At 67.7% G+C, this 19,041-nt stretch carries 13 protein-coding genes and 1 pseudogene; 10 read left to right on the top strand and 4 right to left on the bottom strand.

Annotated features, from left to right (window positions below; genetic code table 11):
- Positions 1-64 precede the first annotated feature (64 nt).
- Entirely contained in the window at positions 65-1,675 is a 1,611-nt protein-coding gene (locus AMK58_RS23365; RefSeq protein WP_035679299.1) for a winged helix-turn-helix domain-containing tetratricopeptide repeat protein, read from the bottom strand.
- A 257-nt stretch (positions 1,676-1,932) separates the two neighbouring features.
- On the opposite strand from AMK58_RS23365, the gene AMK58_RS23360 reads away from it, so the two are divergent.
- The 8 genes and pseudogenes from AMK58_RS23360 to AMK58_RS23325 all read left to right on the top strand — a co-directional run bounded on the left by AMK58_RS23360 (position 1,933) and on the right by AMK58_RS23325 (position 12,032).
- On the top strand, positions 1,933-2,685 hold the full coding sequence (locus AMK58_RS23360) for an SDR family oxidoreductase (RefSeq protein ID WP_035679300.1): 753 nt from the start codon (positions 1,933-1,935) through the stop codon (positions 2,683-2,685).
- A gap of 82 nt (positions 2,686-2,767) precedes the next feature.
- A complete protein-coding gene (locus AMK58_RS23355) occupies positions 2,768-3,214 on the top strand; it encodes a carboxymuconolactone decarboxylase family protein (RefSeq protein WP_035679302.1) in 447 nt (148 codons plus the stop codon).
- A gap of 68 nt (positions 3,215-3,282) precedes the next feature.
- Entirely contained in the window at positions 3,283-4,395 is a 1,113-nt protein-coding gene (locus AMK58_RS23350) for an HlyD family secretion protein (RefSeq protein ID WP_035679304.1), read from the top strand.
- Entirely contained in the window at positions 4,392-5,981 is a 1,590-nt protein-coding gene (locus tag AMK58_RS23345) for an MFS transporter (protein ID WP_035679307.1), read from the top strand. The genes AMK58_RS23350 and AMK58_RS23345 overlap by 4 nt, the downstream gene beginning before the upstream one ends.
- Positions 5,957-6,100: pseudogene (locus AMK58_RS30655) on the top strand (IS3 family transposase); the annotation flags it as partial. The gene AMK58_RS23345 and the pseudogene AMK58_RS30655, both read left to right, overlap by 25 nt.
- Before the next feature lie 384 nt (positions 6,101-6,484).
- Positions 6,485-8,536: a glycosyltransferase family 2 protein gene (locus AMK58_RS23335; protein WP_158283153.1), complete on the top strand. Its 2,052-nt coding sequence runs from the start codon at positions 6,485-6,487 to the stop codon at positions 8,534-8,536.
- A 16-nt stretch (positions 8,537-8,552) separates the two neighbouring features.
- The gene (locus tag AMK58_RS23330) at positions 8,553-10,097 is read left to right on the top strand and encodes a DUF6212 domain-containing protein (RefSeq protein WP_035679310.1); all 1,545 of its coding nucleotides are present in this window, start codon (positions 8,553-8,555) and stop codon (positions 10,095-10,097) included.
- A 120-nt stretch (positions 10,098-10,217) separates the two neighbouring features.
- Entirely contained in the window at positions 10,218-12,032 is a 1,815-nt protein-coding gene (locus AMK58_RS23325; protein ID WP_035679311.1) for an ABC transporter ATP-binding protein/permease, read from the top strand.
- A gap of 6 nt (positions 12,033-12,038) precedes the next feature.
- On the opposite strand, the gene AMK58_RS23320 is transcribed toward AMK58_RS23325, so the two are convergent.
- Positions 12,039-14,111, bottom strand: a complete 2,073-nt coding sequence (locus AMK58_RS23320) for a tetratricopeptide repeat protein (protein ID WP_059399513.1) — start codon at positions 14,109-14,111, stop codon at positions 12,039-12,041.
- Positions 14,112-14,118: 7 nt separating this feature from the next.
- Positions 14,119-15,495 (bottom strand): GH1 family beta-glucosidase, encoded by a 1,377-nt coding sequence (locus AMK58_RS23315; RefSeq protein ID WP_301340813.1) that lies wholly within the window; start codon positions 15,493-15,495, stop codon positions 14,119-14,121.
- 105 nt (positions 15,496-15,600) lie between these two features.
- Between AMK58_RS23315 and AMK58_RS23310 the strand changes: the two genes are divergently transcribed.
- The gene (locus AMK58_RS23310; RefSeq protein ID WP_035679341.1) at positions 15,601-16,926 is read left to right on the top strand and encodes a GH1 family beta-glucosidase; all 1,326 of its coding nucleotides are present in this window, start codon (positions 15,601-15,603) and stop codon (positions 16,924-16,926) included.
- 178 nt (positions 16,927-17,104) lie between these two features.
- Positions 17,105-17,572 carry a Ros/MucR family transcriptional regulator gene (locus tag AMK58_RS23305; RefSeq protein ID WP_014242569.1) on the top strand — a complete coding sequence of 156 codons (468 nt, stop codon included), beginning with the start codon at positions 17,105-17,107 and terminating at the stop codon, positions 17,570-17,572.
- An 83-nt stretch (positions 17,573-17,655) separates the two neighbouring features.
- Here AMK58_RS23305 and AMK58_RS23300 read toward each other — a convergent pair whose 3' ends face one another.
- Positions 17,656-18,885: a polysaccharide deacetylase family protein gene (locus tag AMK58_RS23300; RefSeq protein ID WP_236778306.1), complete on the bottom strand. Its 1,230-nt coding sequence runs from the start codon at positions 18,883-18,885 to the stop codon at positions 17,656-17,658.
- Positions 18,886-19,041 lie beyond the last annotated feature (156 nt).

Raw genomic sequence — 19,041 nt, 5'->3', positions numbered from 1 at the left:
TCGACGTGGAGCTGAAAATCTCCCTTCATGTCTGGAACTGGCGCGCTTCAGTCAACGGCTGAGTTCACTCGGGCAACCCAGCCAGGCTCAGTCCCTCCGCAAACCGCGTGAGATCCTCGGGACGGTGGATCGGCAGCCATTCTCTGAGAGTGGAGACGCGCAAGGACGGGTCGAGCGCGCGCAATTGCTGCATCGTCTGCCGCGCGTCTTCCGTCCGCCCAGCCAGCGCGTGACTCGCCGCCGTCAGGGCAATGGCGACCAGAAGGCTGGGCAGGTTCCCCAACGCCTTGTCCGCCCAGGCCACGGCGCAATCGTAGCGCCCGGCGAAGAAATGCGCGAGTGCCGTCCCCGCCTGCATCCGGAACATCTCCGGGTCCAGCGGGCTCAGGCGGGCGGCATGGACGAAATGCTCGCTCGCGCTTTCCGTTTCACCGCGGAAGGCGCGCAGATAGCCGCCGAGGAACCAAGCGGGGGCGAAATTGGGGTTGAGCAGCACGGCCCGGTCGATGAGCGCGATGCCGCCATCGAGATCGCCGACGAAGTGACCAAGCGCGTGCCCGGCTCTCGTCAGCGCGACCGCGTCGTCACGGCCGAACTCCACCGCCAACCGCGCCAGCCGTACCCCTTCGGCGATCTCCCGGGGACGGTCGGTCATCCAACCGTTCACCTTGCGCCAGAGATGGCACCAGGCCGCCCCGCCATAGGCCGATGCGAATTCCGGGTCGAGGCCCGTCGCCTTGTGGAACAGGGGCAGCGCCGCGTCGATCGCCTCGCGGGTTCCGCTGTGCAGTTTCGCCATGCCGCGGAGATAGTAATCGTAGGCATCCAGGCTTTCCGTCGGCTTGCGCTTGGCGCGCTCGATCTCCGCCCGCTCGAGCTGCGGCGCGATCGCGCCGACGACGCTCTCGGCGATCCGGTCCTGCAGCTCGAAAAGGTCGTCGAGCATGCCTTCGAAGCGCTCGGCCCAGAGATGCATCCCGCTCGTCGCGTCGATGAGCTGCCCGGTGATGCGCACCTTGTTCCCGGCTTTGCGGACGCTGCCTTCGAGCACGTAACGGACGCCCAGCTCGCGGCCGACGTCCGTCACATCCACCGCCCGGCCCTTGTAGGCAAAGCTCGAGTTGCGCGCGATGACGAACAGCCAGCGGATGCGCGACAGGGCGGCGATGATGTCCTCCACAACGCCGTCGGCGAAATAGTCCTGCTCCGGGTCGCCGCTCAGGTTCTGGAATGGCAGCACGGTGATCGAGGGCTTGCCCGGCAGGGCCGGTCCGGACGGCGTCTCCCGGCCTTCGCTGGAAGCGCCGCTGGCGATGCCTGATCCGCCGGGCTGCGGTGTCTCCCCGATCGCGCCGACCTCGGCCCCCCCGACGTCTATCGCGCCAACGAAGCGGAACCCCTTGCGGGGGACCGTGCGGACCAGACGCTGCTCCCCGCCGCTGTCGCCGATGGCCTTGCGAACCGCGTTGATGTGGCTGGTGATGGTCGATTCGGAGACGATCCGTCCGTTCCACACCGCCTCCAGCAAATCGTCCTTGCTGACGACGCGGTCGTGGTTGCGGACGAGATGCAGCAGCAGGTCGAAGACCTGCGGGCCAACGCCCACGACCTGTCCGCGCAGGGTCAGTTCCCGGCGCTCCTGATCGAGTACACACTCTCCGAAACGAAACGGCAAAGCCTGCACCTCCCTGGACCGAACGCCCTCGCTTCCCTGTCCGGGGCGACGGGCGAACGATGTGCGCCCTTGATAGCACGGCAGCGCGTGCACGGCTGCACCGTTCGCGTCGAGGCGCGCCGTATGGGCTTCCTTGGACGGAAATCCAAGCGTCCTTGGAGGGGAATTCAAGCCCGCCGCGAGGACTTCTCCGGCGTGCGCGGGCACTCTCCCTTCCATCGACGGCGCTGGTTTCCGTCGAGAAGCGGAGAGCCCCCATGAAGATCGTCGTCATCGGAGGCACCGGCCTCATCGGATCGAAGCTGGTGCAGACCCTCCGCGAGCGCGGCCACGATGCGCTCGCAGCCTCGCCAAAGACGGGCGTGAACACCATCACCCGCGAGGGCTTGGCCCAGGCGATGGACGGAGCCGCTGTCGTCGTCGACGTGGCGAACGCGCCGGTCTGGGAGGACAAGGCCGTCCTCGACTTCTTTGAGACCTCGGGTCGCAACCTGCTTGCCGCCGAAGTGGCCGCCGGTGTCCGCCACCACCTCGCCCTCTCGATTGTCGGCAGCGAACGGCTTCCCGACAACGGATACTTTCGGGCGAAGGTCGCCCAGGAAAGCCTCATCAAAGCGTCCGGCATTCCCCACACCATTCTGCGCGCCACGCAGTTCTTCGAATTCGTCGGCGGGATCGCGCAGGCGGCCACGGTCGGCGGGGAAATCCGCCTGTCGCCGGCACTGATCCAGCCGATCGCCTCCGACGACGTGGTGGCGGCCCTCGCCGAGGTCGCGCTCGCGTCGCCGGTCAATGGCACGCTCGAAGTCGCCGGTCCGGAGGCGATCCCGCTCGATGAGCTGGTCCGGCGCTTCCTGCAGGCGACGAACGACACGCGCAAGGTCGTGCCGGACATCCACGCGCGCTACTTCGGCGACGTACTCAACGATCAATCGCTGACCCCCGGCCGGAACCCCCGCCTCGGCGCCATCCGGTTCGAGGACTGGCTCGGCCGGCAAACCGTGCGCTGAGGGGCTAAGAAAACACCCGGCGGCGGCCATGGGCCGGCGCAGCGGGAACCGTAATCAGTTGATGTCAGGAAAGGCAAAGAACATGGCACGCTTGGCTTGGTACGAGGTTGCGCCCGACGGCGCGAAGGCTCTCTTCGGCGTCCATCATTACGTCACGAAGCGCACCAACCTGCCCGAGGAGCTCATCCACCTCGTGTTCCTCAGGGTCTCGCAGATCAACGGCTGCGCTCACTGCATCGATCTGCACAGCCGCGATCTCCGGAAGACCATGTCGATCGACAAGGTCACGCTGGTGCCGGTGTGGGAGGAGGTTCCGCACCTGTTCTCCGACACGGAGCGCGCGGCCCTGGCCTGGGCCGAGGAGGTGACCCGTGTCAGCGAAACCCACGCGTCCGACGTCGCCTACGCGGCGGCATCGGCGGCGTTCGAGCCGAAGGATCTGGTCGATCTCACCATCGCCATCGCTGCGATGAACGCCTTCAACCGGCTGGGTGCCCCCTTCCGTCTTCCGGTGGCTGCCAAGGCCTGAGCCGATGCGGATGGGAGCGGCGGCGACCGGCGGCGACGCTTGGGACACCCCCGATAAGGAATGAGGGAATGGACACGCTCCAGGACAGGGGGGCCGTCGTCGCCGGCACAAACGTCACTGGCGAACGCTCCGCGGTCGGCGCCGCCGCGGCTCCCCCCAGAAAAAGAAGGACGGTCGGCGTGCTGCTGTGCCTCGGCGCCGTCGTGGTCGCGGCGGGCGGGTGGAACTGGGCCCGTTCAAACGGCGGGACGGCGACCGACAACGCCTATGTCCGCGGCGACGTGACCTCGCTCGCCCCGAAGGTCGCCGGTTACGTCACGGCCGTCGAGGTTGAGGACAACCAGACCGTCGGAGCCGGCGACGTCCTGTTCCGGATCGACGATCGCGACTACCGCGCGCGGCTGGCCCAAGCGGTGGCCAATGTCGAGGCGGCCCAGGCCCGGCTTACGAACGTCGATGCGGAGACCCGGCTACAGCACGTCCTGATCCGGCAGGCTGAAGCCCAGAGACGGTCGGCCATGGCCGAGATGACTCTCGCGGCCAAGGCCTACGACCGCCGCCGTGAATTGATCCGCGGCAACGCCGTCAGTCAAGCCCACCTTGATGAAAGCGACGCTGCGCGCTTGAAGGCGGAGGCGGGCCTGTCGGCCGCCTCGGCGACGGTCGAGGCCCAGCAGCAACGCATCGCCGTCCTTGCCGCGCAACGCGACGCGGCCGTTGCCGCCGTAGCCCAGGCTCAGGCCGCGCGCGACCTCGCCCAGATCGATCTCGAGAGCACCGTGGTGCGCGCGCCGGTCGCCGGCGCCGTCGGCAACCGCCAGGTCCGCGTCGGCCGCCTCGTCGCGCCGGGCGCTTCCCTGCTCGACATCGTTCCGGTCGACGATGTGTGGGTGGTGGCGAACTATAAGGAAACCCAGCTCGAACACATCCGGCCCGGCCAACGCGCCCGCGTCTCCGTCGACGGTTATCCGGACGGGACGCTCGACGGCGTGGTCGACAGCCTTGCGCCCGGCAGCGGGTCCGCCTTCAGTCTGCTGCCCGCGGACAACGCGACGGGGAACTTCGTTCGCGTCGTTCAGCGCGTGCCGGTGAAGATCCGGCTTGTCGGTAATCCGTTGCCCGGCCGCCTCGTGCCCGGCCTGTCGGCCCGTGTCGAGATCACCCAGGGAGGCGACCAATGACCACCGCCCCCACCGCCACGCCGGGCCGCGACGGGGCCGCGGCCGAAATTCTCCTCGTCGCCGGCATCCTGCTCGCCACACTGACGGAGGCGATCGCCGGCACCGTGCTGTCGCTCGGGCGCGGCGACATCATGGGCGACACCCACGCGACCCCCGACGAGTTCGCCTGGCTGGACATCGGGTACACCACGCTCAAGCTCATCGGCTTCATGGCAGCCCCCTGGCTGATGACCCGCATCCCTCCGCGCGGTGTGGTCGTCGGCTCGACCTTGGCCATGGGCATGGCGTGCGGCATGGCCGCCGCGACCGATCGGCTGGACCTGCTGGTCGCCCTTCGCACCGTCCAGGGCTTCGCCGGCGGCATCCTGCTTGTCGGGGGGCAGGCTATGCTTTTCCTCGCCTGTCCGCGATCCCGCCAGCCAGTCGTGCAGGCCCTGTTCGCCATGGGGGCCGTCGTCGCTCCCGCAACCATCGCCCCGGCCTTTCAGGGGGCGCTGCTCGACAGCCAATCCTGGACCTGGATCTTTTTCAGCGTCGTTCCGCTGGCCCTGGCGGCCGCGGGGCTTCTGCTGGTCGCCGACGGACCGATGCCCGCCAAGGCCGCCCCCCGTCCTTTTGACGGAATCGGGTTCGCCCTGATTGCCGTCACGGTCTTCTGCGTCACCTGCGTCCTCAGCCAGGGCAGCCGGTGGGACTGGTTCGAGGAGCCCCGCATCCTGTGGCTGGCCGTGACCGGCGCAGCCGCTCTGCTGGTTTTTCTCGGCCAACAGGCGTTGATGAAGGGCCAGGGCCTGCTCGACGTCACCCTGTTCGAATCAGACGCCTTTTCCTTCGCCTTCATCGTCAGCTTCGTTGCCGGCGCCGCTCTGTTCGGAAGTGCGTTCCTGATCCCGTCGTTCGCCCTGTCCGTCCTCGCCTTCACGCCCACCGAGGCCGGCCTGCTGCTGTTACCGAGCGGCGCGCTTTTCATCGGCTCGCTCCTGATGGTCGCTTTTCTGATTCAGGTGCGCCGCGTCCCTCCGTTCGCCACAGTGCCATTCGGCATCCTGACCATCACGGGCGCCATGTGGATGCTGTCCGGTTCGACCGCCGAGAGCGGTGCTGACGACATGATGGCGGCGATCCTATTGCGCGGTCTTGGCCTCGGCTTCCTGTTCCTCTCGATCACCCTGATCGCTTTCGGCACCCTCGACCGCCGGAGTCTGGCGGCCGGAATCGGCCTCTTCAACACCGGTCGCCAGCTTGGCGGCCTGATGGGAGTCGCGGCGCTCCAGACCCTGATCGACCATGACATCTCCGCCAACGTTGCGGTCCTCGGCGCCAACGTCACCGCGGGAGGCTCCATGCCCATCGAGTGGCTGGTGTCCACCGCAGCGACGCTGACGGCGAAGGGGCTGGAGGCGGCCGCCGCGAGCCGGGTCGCAACGAGCCTTCTGGGCCGGACCGTGACGGGGCAGTCCACGGTGATCGCCTTCGACACGGCGTTCACCGCCGTCGCCCTGCTCTTCGTCATTGCCGCTCCCGTGTTGGTCGGCATCAAGATCGGCCTCTCCCGCCGCACGACTGGGCGACGCGCAAGGTCCTGATTTGACGGCTGTTGAACAGTATGGACGTCGAGTTCTGCATTGTGGCCGTGGAGAAGGCGATGGCGCGGTACGGCTGGCCAGACATCTTCAACACCGATCAGGGCAGCCAGTTCACGTCCGGGCAATGGGGAGCATTTCACTTTTGCGTTGCGCGCCATCGCGCGGACGCAAACGAATTGCAAACGTCATGGCTTATCAAGGGGTCGAAGTTCTGACGGGGACGGAGCGGCGTCGGATCTGCAGGGCGGGGGAGAGCGAAACTCCCCGGCGCTGGAATCAACCGCCTCAATCAGTCCGCCTGCCTTCCAGCCTGATTGAGCTAGGGGGAGCAGAAAGGTGGTTGCGGACTGGACCGCTCTGGTCCGCGATTTATCACATCGGCTCCAAGCGGAAGCGGTGCTATCGACAGCGGAACGTCATCACTTCGTTTCCCCATGCATTCCATTGGAACCGATATCGATTCAAGGTCCGGTGACGGCGAAGATGTCCGCGCGGCCATTGTCGTGCCGACCTACAAGCATTCGGGTCTGCTGGTCGAGGCTTTGTCCACCGCGCTCGCCCAGGATACGGACTTTGCCTATGCCGTGGTGGTGGTCAACGACGGCTGCCCCTTTGCAGAGACCGGGCAGGTCTGCCGGGAGTTCGCGGCGGCCCATCCGGGGCGGGTCTATTATCTGCACAAACGCAACGCCGGGCTGAGCGCGGCGCGCAACAGCGGGATCGCCTTCGCATTGAACGCCTTTCCGGCGTTGGAAGCCATCTACTTCCTCGATTCCGACAACCGCATCCACCCCCATCTGCTGCAACGGATGTTGGACGCGCTGCGGTCGGCGGGGGTGGAGGTTGGCTGGGTCTATCCGGATGTGGACAAGTTCGGCTTTTTCGAATTCTGCGACATGTCGGGCGCCTATTCGCCACTGGAGCATCTGTTCCGCAACGTCAGCGAGGCGGGTAGCATGGCCTCGCGCCGCCTGCTGGACAGTGGCGCCCGCTTCGACGAGGCGATGCGACAGGGCAGCGAGGACTGGGAATTCTGGCTCCAAGGGCTGGAGCGCGGCTTTCACGGCGTGCATGTGCCGGGCACCGGATTCGGCTACCGCCGCCGTGGCGAGAGCATGCTGACCGAGTCGGAGCGTGACTACCGCCCCATCCTGACCCACATCCAGAAGCGCCACCCCGCGCTGTTCACGGTCCGGGCCGTGTTGCGGGCGGAGGTGGCGGTCGGTCGACGCTACGCTGTCTATATGCCGGACCGTGCCTCCGTTCGCTGCGTCACCGACCCGGCGTTGGGGGAGGAGGAGGTGCCACTCGCCACCTTCGTGCGCCGCGCTCTGCGCGCGCCGGAGCGTCCCGGCTATGGGGAGTGCCCCGGCCTGCTGGTGGTGATGGATTCCGGCCTTTACGACCTGCTGATGCGCCATGGCCTGCTGCGCGGCGCGCTGTGGGTTCTGGAGCGTGCAACGGCGCAGGCGACGCTGGTGCGCGCCGAGGTGACGGCGCGGGCGGCTGGGGGCGGCTGTGCGTTGTCCTGGTCCGGGATGCCTGTTGGGCTGCAGGCGGACGCGCCGTTCCCCCTGCCTGACGGAGGGGCGGCGATGACGATGCTGCCGACGACGGTCCTGCTCGACCTCGTGCGGCGCCAGCCGGTGGGCACCCCCTTGCTGGAGCGGGACCCCCGGAAGTCCTGCGCCGAGGCCCGGTTGAGCCTCGGCCTCGCATTGCCCGACGCGGTGCAACCGCCGGCCAGCGCCGATGCCGCCCTGCTCGCGCTGCGCGAGGAGATGGCCGCGGCGTGGTCGCGGCCGTCCAACGGCGGCTGGGCGGCGGCGCCCATCGACCGCTATCGCGCCGGGGTCGCCATGCCGGAAGATGTCTACCAGACGGTGCATCGCCTGCCCTCGGTGCTGCCGCTGCTCCCCCCGGCGGGAAATCGTCGTCTGGCGGCGCTGGTGGCGGAGCCTGCCGACACGGAGGGGTTGGATACCGCCGTCCGCATGGCCCGCTGGCTGGCCGGGAAGGGCTATGACGCGCATCTCGTGGCGCTGGGCGGCGGTCATCTGTCCCTCACAGAGGCGGCGGCGGAGGTCTTTGCGTCGATCATCCCCCATCCGCTGCCGCTGGTGCTGCCCGAACACCCACTGACCCGCCGCAGCGCCTATCTGGGAACGCCCCTGCGCCCGCTGGGCGTGGACGAGGAGGACATGGCGGTCGGCACCTTGGCGGTCTTCGATCTGGTGGTGACGGTACGGCATGGCGTGGCGCATTCGCTGATGGGTCGGCTGCGCGCGCTCGGCGTGGCGGGCTGGGCGCTGCTGGGACCATCCGTGGCCCCGGATGCACCAACGCTGGCCGATGCGGTCAACGGCTGCGCCGCTTTCGAGCACGCCTATCAGGCCATCGTCCCCCTCGACGCCCGGACTTTTCGCCTGTGCCAGGCGCTGGGCCTTCCGCCGGACAAGCTGCGGCGCTGGGAGGATGCGATGGAACCCGACACCGATTGGCTCGCTTGTCCGCCTCTGTCCATGTGTCTTTCCGAACCATCCGCGGCCGCCTGATAAGGGTGTCATCATCATGAAGCTCTCCGCCCCCGCGGCCCAGTTCGCCTCCCTCTACGACGGCACGCCGAAGCTCATCGCCGTCGGCGCTTGCGCCGGGTTGGAAGCGGGCGCCATGCCCCTTCGCCTGCTGCGGCTGGTCCGTCATGACGGCGGCTATCTGCTGCTGTCCGAGGGCGCCGGAGCGGCGGAGGGCGAGGCGTTGCGACCATTGGCCATCCCGCCCGCCGCCGTCCAGGCGCTGTGGTCCTGCGACGAGGCGGCGCGGCGGGACGCCGAGCGGCTGCTCGACTGGTGGGAGGAGGCCGGAGGGCAGGGCAGCGCGCCGCCCCAAGCGACGGGCGACGCGTCCACGGTGCTGCACGGCCTGTTGACCCAGGCCCTTGCGGAGATCGACGGGCTGCACCGCCGCAACGCCGGGCTTCAGCGCACGTTGTCCACCCTGCGGGAGGAATGGGGCCGCTCCGTCCGCTTGCCGCCGGAAGCGGTGGAACTTCTGGACGCCCTGCGCCTCAGCCCGCCGCGGCTGGTCTTCGCAACGCCGCGCCCGGTGGGAGCGCTGGCGGTGCCGTTGCGTCATGGCCGGAATCCCGCAGGGGCGGCAGAGATCGTGCAGCGCCTGCCGGCGGGCGCGCGGGGGCTGGCCGGACTCGACCTGCATCTCGACCAGGCGCCGAGGGGAAGCGGCGTGCTCGCCATTGTCCTGACCGGGGTGGAGACCGGCGAGACCATCGCGGAATGGGCGCTGTCCTTCGGCGATCTGCGGTCCGGCTGGCTGCCGCTGCGCCTGCCCACCGCCTCCACCCGGATGGATCGTCTTCTCGACCTGCGGATCGGCGCCACCGGGGTGGTGACGGAGGCGCCGCGCCTGTCGCTGGCTCAGGCCGGCCTGCTCGACGAGTACGCCGTAGCGCCGCCGGCCCGCGCCGTAGGGCAGCCGGCCATGCTGGCGTTGCGGCTGTGGGGTGGGTTGCCGGGGCTGGAATACGGTCCGGCGGCGCATCTGGCATCACGTCCGGCGCCTGATCGCATGGTCTGGCCGCTGAACGAGCCGGTGCTGTCGCAACTGCGCAAGGGCCGTGACTTCGAGGCGACTTTCCCCTGGTTCGGCTTGTTGCGCGGCGGGCGCGTCCTGCTCCATCCGCTCCACGGCGTCGTCACGGCAGCTCTCATTCCGCTGGACGAGGTTCCGGGAGCCGTGGCGGTGCGTGCGTGCGCGGTGATCGACGATCCGCGCTGCCGTGCTCCCATCGCCTGCAAACTGGTGGCTGCCCCGCCATCGGTGACGGTGGACGAGGCGGAACGGGAGGAGGGCGTCCTGGCCTCCAGCGGCTGGATGGTGCTGGAGGAGCCGCGCCGCCCGCTGGACCTGACGGCGGTGCTGGCGGCGCCCTGGTCGGGGCCGATGGCGCTTCACCTCTTCACCGATATCCCGGACCGCGGACACGCGCTGTACGGACGAACCATCTTTTCCGATTTCGAGGTGGAGATCGATTCCCAAACCGCATGGGCCCATCCGCCTGCTCTGCCGGTTTCGGAAGAAATCGCCGCCACGCCGTGACGGGCTATGACTTTGTGGCGGTGCACCAATCCTTTGGTGCGCTGCGGGGCAAGCTATTGGTAATAAACTGTTCGTTAGGGTAAAGGAGGTCTTGCTTCAAGCCCAGGGGGTGGGAGGGCCATGTCGATCGCGTCCAAGACGCCGGACCGGTCCGGCTTCACCCGCCGTTTCCTTCGCCTTGCCGGTGGCTTTTGGGCCGGTGGCTTCTGGTCCGGTGACCCGTCGTCAGGTCGGCGGAATTGGACGGTGTGGCTTCTTGCCGGGGCGCTGGGGCTTCTGACGGTCGGGCAGGTTGTGGTTCCCATTCTGCTGAACCTGTGGAGCCAGCATCTGTTCGACGCGCTGGAGCAGCGCTCGATGGACCGTTTCGTGCTGATGATCGCGGCGGCCGGCGGGATCATCCTGTTCAACATCGTCAACACCATCCTGCACCTGCGGGTGAAGCGCCGTCTGCAGCTGGGCTGGCGCACATGGCTGACGCAGAAGCTGCTGGGTGACTGGCTGACGCGCGGCCGGCAGCATCAGGTGACCTACTTGCCCGGCGAACACGACAACCCGGACGGGCGCATCGCCGAGGACATCCGCATCGCGACCGAGGCGGCGATCGATCTCGTCCTGTCGCTGTCCTACTGCGCGCTCCTGCTGATCAGCTTCACCAACATCCTGTGGCGGCTGTCCGGTTCGCCGGAGGTGACGCTGGCCGGGAGCACCTTCCACGTGCCGGGTTATCTGCTCTACATCGCGCTGGTCTACGCGGCCGTCGGGACGAGCATCGCCCTGCTGATGGGAAAGCCGCTGGTGAGGGCGGTGAACCGCCGGCAGGGGCACGAGGCGTCCTTCCGCTTCGGCCTCGCCCGCGTGCGGGAGAACGCGCAGGACGTCGCGCTCCTGCACGGCGAGTCGGGGGAGCGTCAACGCCTGGGCGTGCTGTTCGGCGGGGTGCAGCGGGGCTGGAACGGCCAGACGCATGCCCTGTCCAACATGATGATCTTCAGCGCCGCCTATTCGGTTCTGTCCGCCGTCTTTCCGATTCTGGTCGCTTCACCCAGCTACATCGCCGGCGCCATCTCACTCGGCGTGCTGATGCAGACGGCGCAGGCCTTCCAGCAGACGGTCGGCGCGCTGTCCTGGCCCATCGACAACCTCGCCCGCGCGGCGGAGTGGAAGGCCTCGGTAGAGCGCGTGCTGGGCCTGCACGAGGCGCTCCAACGCCTGGACCGCGAGATCGACGGGCAGGGAACGGAGCGCATCAGCGTGGAGCGCAGCGACGGCGAGCATTGCCTGAGCTTTCGCGGGCTGTCCATCGCCGAGCCGGACGGGCGGCGTGTGGTGGAGCCCTTCGACCTGGAGATCCGCCCCGGCGAGCGAGTGCTGATCGTCGGCGATCCGGCGGCGGCGGTGCGGCTGTTCCGGGCGGTGGCGCGGGTCTGGCCATGGGGAGGGGGGAGCATTGTCCTGCCCGCGCTCACCCGCGTGTTCTTCATGGCCGAACGTCCCTACCTGCCGCACGACACGCTGCGCGCCGCTCTCAGCTATCCCCTGGGGGCGGAGACGGTGGGCGATGCCGCGGCGGCCGAGGCGCTGGAGCGGGTCGGGCTTGGCCATCTGCGGGCGCGTCTGGACGAACCCGACAACTGGGACGAGGTCCTGGCGGTGCCGGAGCAGCAATTGCTGGGCTTCGCCCGCCTGCTGATCCGCCGTCCGGACTGGATTTTCCTGGAGGACGCCACCGGCAGCCTGGACCCGCGGACCGAGGAAGCGATGCTGCGCCTGATCGACAGCGAGTTTCCCGACGCCACCCTGATCACCATCGGCAGCCACCCCGGCCTTGAGGCGCACCACCGTCGCAAGCTGGTGCTCGAACGACGGGATGAGACGGTCCGCATGCGCGAGGAGCCTTGCGGGGACCGGAGGGTCGTGGCGGTTGCGGAATAGGGGATGTCAGACCATGACCCCGATGGCCTTCAGGATCATACTCCGGTCCAATTGCGGGTCTGGGGCCGGAGGGGTTCGTTCCAGCCGGTCGAGCAGGGCGGCGATGGAGGCGGCAAAGCCGGGCTGGTCCTTTTCCGTCAGGATCTGTACGAACAGCCCATCGCCGCAAAGGAACAGGCGGCCCTTCACGGGGATGGGCAGGATGGACGGTCCGTCGCCGCGCCGGACCGCGTCGTCGGTTCCCGCCGTCAGCGCGATCTGGTCCAGGAAATAATGCAGCCGCCGCTCCGCGATCCAGGAGACGAGGAATCGGCGGATCCGGTCGAACAGGGCGATGACGGCGGGGTCCGGCCGCATCACCACCAGCCCGCCGCCCACCCCGTCGTAGAGCCGTGCCAGATTGTCCGGGAAATGCTGGAGCGCCAGCGGGGTTGCCGCCGACAACGGTGCAAGGAAACCCACCGGGTCGGACAGCAGGCAGGCATCGATGTCCGCCACCATTAGCGGCGCTTGGTAAAGCCTCGACAGACGCGGCACGCGCAGAAAACGGGCGAAGGTGTAGAAGGTGGTCCGTGCCTGCGCCGTCAGCCCGGCAGGGGAGGTCTCGTGGCTCCAGCCGAGCCGGACATGGCGCAGCCGTCCCTCCAACGCCCTGACGCGCGCCGCTGTGTCCGGACGGGGGTCGAGGATGTGGAGGTGCGCGGCCTGACCGGGGGTGGAAAAACGATCCAGACTGGCGAGGAACAGCGGGCCGAACCGTTCGAGATAGCCGCTGTCGCAGGAGGCGACGACAACCGGTCCGTTGCCCGGTGGCGCCAGCGTCTCCAGCACGAAGGCGGCTTCCGATTCCGTGTCCGCGGCGGGGGACAGCGCCTCGATCCGGCGGGCGAAGCCGTCACCGGTGGGGATGTGGGCGAGGAAGGGGAGGTGGGGCTCCGCGCGCCGGAACGCCTCCTGCGCTGCTGCCGCCTCGCCCAGCCGGGTGGCCAGGGACCCTTGAAGGAACAGCGCCCAGGCGTGAAGTTCGGCGTCGACGCCGCGGAAGGCCGCGACCGCGGGGGGGAGCAGGGCGGCCACCCGGTCCAGCCGGCCTTCCCCGACCAAAAGATTGCCGATGCGGACCAGATGATAATAGGCAGTCTTCCAATGAAACCGCCCCTCCCGGCTGAGGCGCGCCACCTCCAGCAATGTGGCGACGCAGGCGTCCAACCGTCCCGCCGCCTCCTGCACTTCCGCGCTCCGCTGCCAAGGGGTGGGGTCGGTCGGGGTCAGCGCCTTCAAGCGCTGGAAGACCGTCAGACAGCCATCTACGGCGCCGGCCTGCCGCAGCGCGGTCGCCAGGGCCAGCAGCCGTTCTGCCCGATCGGGCGCCAGCGCGGCGCAGCGGCGCAGCGCGTCCACCGCCTCCGCGGGGCGTCCGGCCTCCAGCAGCGCGGTGCCCAGATTGACGGCGGAGTCTTCGCCCTCGGCAGTGGTGCGCAGGGCGCGGCGATAGCCGCAGGCAGCGTGGTCGGCGTTGCCAGCCGCCTGCTCCGTGCGGGCGAGGTTGAAGAGAAGGGCAGGGTTGGCGGGGTCGCAAGCCAGCCCGGCGCGAAGCTGGCGCAAGGCCTCATCCCTCCGGCCAAGCGTCTCCAGGACCGACGCGGCGTTCATCCGCGTCTCCGGCGCCTCGGGGTGGAGGATCAGGGCGCAGCGGAAGCGTGCCAGCGCCTCCTGCATATGACCGCTCTGCTTCAGGATGTTGCCGAGGCTGAAGAAGGCGTCGGCACTGGGCTGGAGCGCGATGGCGCGGCGCAGGCTGCCGGCCGCCTCCGCCAGCCGACCCTCGGCGCGCAAGGCGCGGGCGAGGTTGGCGTGGTAGGCGCCGGAGTGGCTTTTTCGCGCGATGGCCGCGCCGATCAACTCCACAGCGCGGGCATGGCGCCCGGTCTGCGCACAGAGGACGCCATAGAGATGCAGGGCATCGGGATGGCCGGGCAGGGCGGTCAGTACGGCGGCGTAGAGCGGCTCGGCCTCCGCCAGCCGCCCGGTCTGGTGCAGCGCCGCGGCCTGCCGAAGCTGCGCGATCGGGTCCGTCATGGCCGGGTCAGGAGGCCCGTCCCAGGGCGCCACCGATCATCGTGGAATACCATTTCGCGGACTCCTTCGGTGTGCGCTTCTGGGTTTCGAAGCCCACATGGACGATGCCGAACCGCGTGCCGTAGCCGCCACCCCATTCGAAGTTGTCGAGCAGTGACCAGACGAAGTAACCGCGCACATCGGCTCCGTCCTTCAGCGCCCGGACCATTTCGTGGATGCAGGCTTGCAGATAGTCCAGCCGTTCCCGGTCCATGATTATCCCCTGAGCGTCCGGGGCCTCCGGCGACTTGGTGCCGTAGCCATTTTCCGTCACGTAGATCGGCAGGCGGTAGCGCGCGGTGGCCTGCATCAACGCCTCGTGGAAGGCGCTGGGCTGGAGCGGCCAGCCGATGTCGGTGCGCGGTATGCCCTCCGGCGGGGCGCCGAAGCCGCAGCCCCAGACGGCGCCCGGCTCAGCCTGGGCGAAGAGCGGCGCGTAATGATTCATGCCGAACCAGTCCACGGGCCGGCAGATCCGCGCCATGTCGCCGGGCTGGACGTGGGGTTCGATGGCGCGGGCGATGCGCGGCGGGTAATGGCCGAGAATCTGTGCGTCGGGGAAGCACAGGTTCCATAGCTCGTCGAACAGGGCCGCCGCCTCGACGTTTTCGGGTGCCGGGTCGGCGGGCCGGCAGGGCTGGAAACTGTGCACCGCCCCGATCGAGGCGCCCGGCACCAGATCGCGCAGCACGTCCACGCCAGCCCCGTGGGCGAGGTTGGTGTGATGGATGACCTTCAGATGCTCCCCGCGGTCCGACACGCTGGGAGCGCCCCAGCCGAGCGCGTAGCCGAACAGGGTGAAGACGGAGAACTCGTTGAAGGTCGCCCAGCGCGTCACCCGGTCGCCGAACCGGCGGGCGCAGAGCACCGCATAGTCGGCGTACCAGCCGGCGCTGTCCCGGTTCGCCCAGCCGCCGAGATCCTGCAACGCCTGAGGCAGGTCCCAATGGTAGAGGCAAGCCCAAGGCTCGATCCCCGCTTCCAGAAGCCGGTCGATCAGGCGGTCGTAGAAGTCCAGCCCGGCCTCGTTGACCACCCCACGCCCGCGGGGCAGCACCCGCGGCCAGGAGATGGAGAAACGGTAGGCGCCGACCCCGATGTCCCGCATCAGCGCCACATCCTCGGCGTAGCGGTGGTAATGGTCGCAGGCGACGTCGCCGGTGTCGCCGTTGTCCACCCGGCCCTTCAGGCGGCAGAAGCTGTCCCAAATGCTCGGCGCCCGCCCATCCTCGGTCGCGGCCCCTTCGACTTGAAAGGCCGACGTCGAGGTTCCCCACAGAAACCCGGTGGGAAAACCAGGGATGAGAAGGGGCGTCGCTCGCCGTTCCACAGCCTTATGTTCCAAGGGAGACCGCTCCGTCGAACCGTTCGCTCATTATTATGCCTGTTTCTTGACCATTCCGCCAAAGGTAGTATGGGTATGGGCGATCGGCGTGGAATGGAGACGGTGATGACGGACCTGCCGAAGGACTTTGTTTGGGGCGTCTCCACCTCCGCCTATCAGATCGAGGGGGCTGCGGCGGAGGACGGGCGTGGACCCAGCATCTGGGACACGCGCTGCCGTACGGTGGGCGGGGTGGTGAACGGCGACACCGGCGACGTCGCCTGCGACCATTATCACCGCTACGCCAAGGACGTGGCGCTGATGCGCGGGCTGGGAGTGGATGCCTACCGCTTCTCCGTGGCGTGGCCGCGGGTGCTGCCGCGGGGGCGCGGGGTGGTCAATGAGGCCGGGCTGAACTTTTACGACCGTCTGATCGACACCCTGATGGAGGCGGGAATCGAGCCCTGGCTGTGCGTCTATCACTGGGACCTGCCTCAGGCGTTGCAGGATCTCGGCGGCTGGGCGAACCGGGACAGCGTCGGCTGGTACGCCGATTACACGACTCTGCTGGCGCGGCGCTATGGCGACCGGGTGAAGCGGTGGATCACCTTCAACGAGTTTTCCGTCTTTACCCTGTTCGGCTACGCCATTCCCTGGGCAGCTCCTGGCATCACCGACCGGGTCCAGCATCTTCGGGCCATTCACCACGTCAACCTTGCCCATGGGACCGGGGTGGACGCGATCCGCGCTCTGGTTCCGGGTGCCTCGATCGGAGCGGTGCACAACCGCCAGCGGGTTCTGCCGGAAGGCGGCCGGCCGGAGAACGCAGAGGCGGCCGCCCTCCTGGACGAGCACTGGAACCTGACCTTCTGCGACCCACAGCTTCTCGGCCATTACCCGCCGCGCGTCGCCCGCGCCATCGAGCCTTATGTGAAGGCCGGCGACATGGCGCAAATCTGCCGTCCCATGGACTGGTTCGGGCTGAATCACTACGGCCCGATCTTCGCCCGCGTGAATCCGGACACCACCTGGGGCTATGGCTGGGGTGACGCCCCGCCCGATTCGCCGACATACGGTGTCGGATGGGCGGTTTTCCCCGACGCCTTCCGCGACGAACTGCTGGAGATCACCCGCCGTTACCGCATGCCGATCGTCATTACGGAAAACGGTTGCGGCGGCAGCGATTCGCCGGACGAATCGGGTGCCATCGACGATCAGCACCGAATCAACTACCTCCGGCTCTATAACGCCTCAATGCACGAGGCGATTCGTGGCGGGGCGGACGTGCGCGGTTACTTTGTCTGGTCGCTCCTGGATAATTTCGAGTGGGGAAGCGGTTACGGCAACCGTTTCGGCATCGTCCATGTCGACTTCGAATCGCAGAAACGCACGCCGAAAGCCTCTGCCCGCTGGTACGCCGACCTGATAAAGCGCGCACGTTCCGCCGTCTGAACGGGTGGCGATTTCATCACCGAAGTCTACTATTTCCATTCGACTGGCACGCTCGTCCGCGTGTCCTGCATGAAACACATTACACATTTGCATGTTAAACCTGATGCACAGGCTTGCGCTTTGCGCATCACTTTGCCCATCCTCCCTCTTGGATCATTCGTTCTCGAAGGAAACTGACATGCAAAGCAGCGATACCGACGGTTCTGAGAATTCGGCCACCGATCTGGTTGCCATGACGGGTAAGATCGTTGCGTCTTATGTCCGCTCGAACCAGATCGCGGTGAATGATCTTCCGAACCTCATCCGGATCGTCCACCAAAGTCTGTCGGGGACGGGCCGTCCTGCGGAACCAGAAGCGGTGGAACTGCGCCCTGCCGTGCCGGTGAAGAAATCGGTGATGCCGGACTACATCGTTTGCCTCGAGGACGGTAAGAAACTGAAGATGCTGAAGCGCTATCTGCGCACGGCTTATGGAATGACGCCGGACGAATACCGCCGGAAGTGGGGGCTGCCCGCGGATTATCCGATGACCGCCCCGAACTATGCGGAGCAGCGTTCCGCTTTCGCCAAGTCGATCGGTCTCGGCAAGAAAGCCGCCGCACCGGTCAAGCCGGCCCGCCGCGGCCGCGCCAAGAACGTCGCCTGATCATATAGGCAACCGCCCTGAATCGCCTCTTTCCCACGTTGGGAAAGGGGCGGCGTGGGTGAGGGCAGGCTTGGTTCCCGGCCTCAGCGCTGCGCGATGCGCGGCGTGGCGAGGCTGTTCAGGCTGGTGATCCATTCCGACAGGGTGACGAAGCGGCAACCGCGCGTTCGCAGCAGGCCGATGGCTCGGGGAAGCGCTTCCGCCGTCGCGTTGTAGGTGGTGTGCATCAGGACGACGCTGCCGATGGTGCCGGTGGCTTCCAGCTGCGCCATGATCTTGCCGGCGTCGCGGGTGAACCAGTCGCGCGTATCGACGTTCCACAGCGCCGGGCTCATCTTTTCCTGATCGACAGCCGCCAGCGTGTCGCTGTTCCAGCGGCCGGCGGGCGGCCGGAACAGCACCGGATCGGCGCCCGACTCGGCCAGGATGCGGTTCGTTTCGGCAATCTGGGCGCGTTGGGCCTCGGTGGTCAGGGTGCGCATGTTCGGGTGGGTCAGGCTGTGGTTGCCGACCTCGTGCCCTTCCTGGACGATTCGCTGGATGATCCGCGGATGGCGGATTGCGACGTTGCCGATGGGGAAGAAGGTTGCCCGCACTCCTTCGACGCGCAGGATATCGAGGATGCGCGGGGTTACCGTCGGATGCGGTCCATCGTCGAAGGTCAGGGAACAGAGATTCCAGCGACTGGCCTTCAGCGCCCCGATGTCCACCCGCGCTTCGTTTCCGGGCACGATGGCCGCGATGCGCGACAGGCGGGCAGCCTGCCGCTCGATCTCCTGCATTTCCCGGCTCTGGTCCGGGCTGTAGGTGACGACCCCGTTGTGGTCGTTGTCCTCCGGTGTGGTGGCGGGCGTCGCAGCCGTCGGTTGCTCCGCGATGTCTACGACGAGGCAACTGCCGCCGCCGCCGACAATCCGGCGGCAGACGAAGTTGGGGTCGAGATCAGGCAGGGGAGCGGCCCGCAGGACGAAACCCGAATCGGGAATCTCGGGCTTTTGCAGAGAAACTCGGGGAACAAGATCGGCGACCATGTCCGGCTGGCGTCGGACGACCGCCTTCCAGGCAACCCAGGCATCGGCCTCCGTCCGGTAGACGCCGAACTGCAGCATTTTGGCCGGATGCCCGTCAGCGTTCTTCCGCACCGTGGTGACGGTGGTCAGATGCGGCTGGTCCGCCGCTTGGGCGGGACTGACGACCGCGCCGGAAGCGATGGATGCTAGAAAAGCTGTGGCCAGGAACCGGAAACGGGGCCGTTGCCGCGCCGTGGCGGGGCCGAACATATGCGAGGTGGAGAGGCCCAAACCTGAAATCATGTGCGATCGACCATCAACATCGCCGCGGTGAGATCAGGTGTGGGCGATACCTCTTATGAGATAGAGCAAAATTTATCACGTCTCCATAAGGATCGTCGTCCAAGGAACATTGTCACGGAATTCCTCGGATAAATTTTCCATAATTGAACTTATGGG

Origin of the sequence: Azospirillum brasilense (assembly GCF_001315015.1) — a bacterium.
Lineage (GTDB): Bacteria > Pseudomonadota > Alphaproteobacteria > Azospirillales > Azospirillaceae > Azospirillum > Azospirillum brasilense.
Note: the sequence above shows the minus strand (reverse complement) of the source record. Positions and strands in the feature narration are given on the sequence as shown.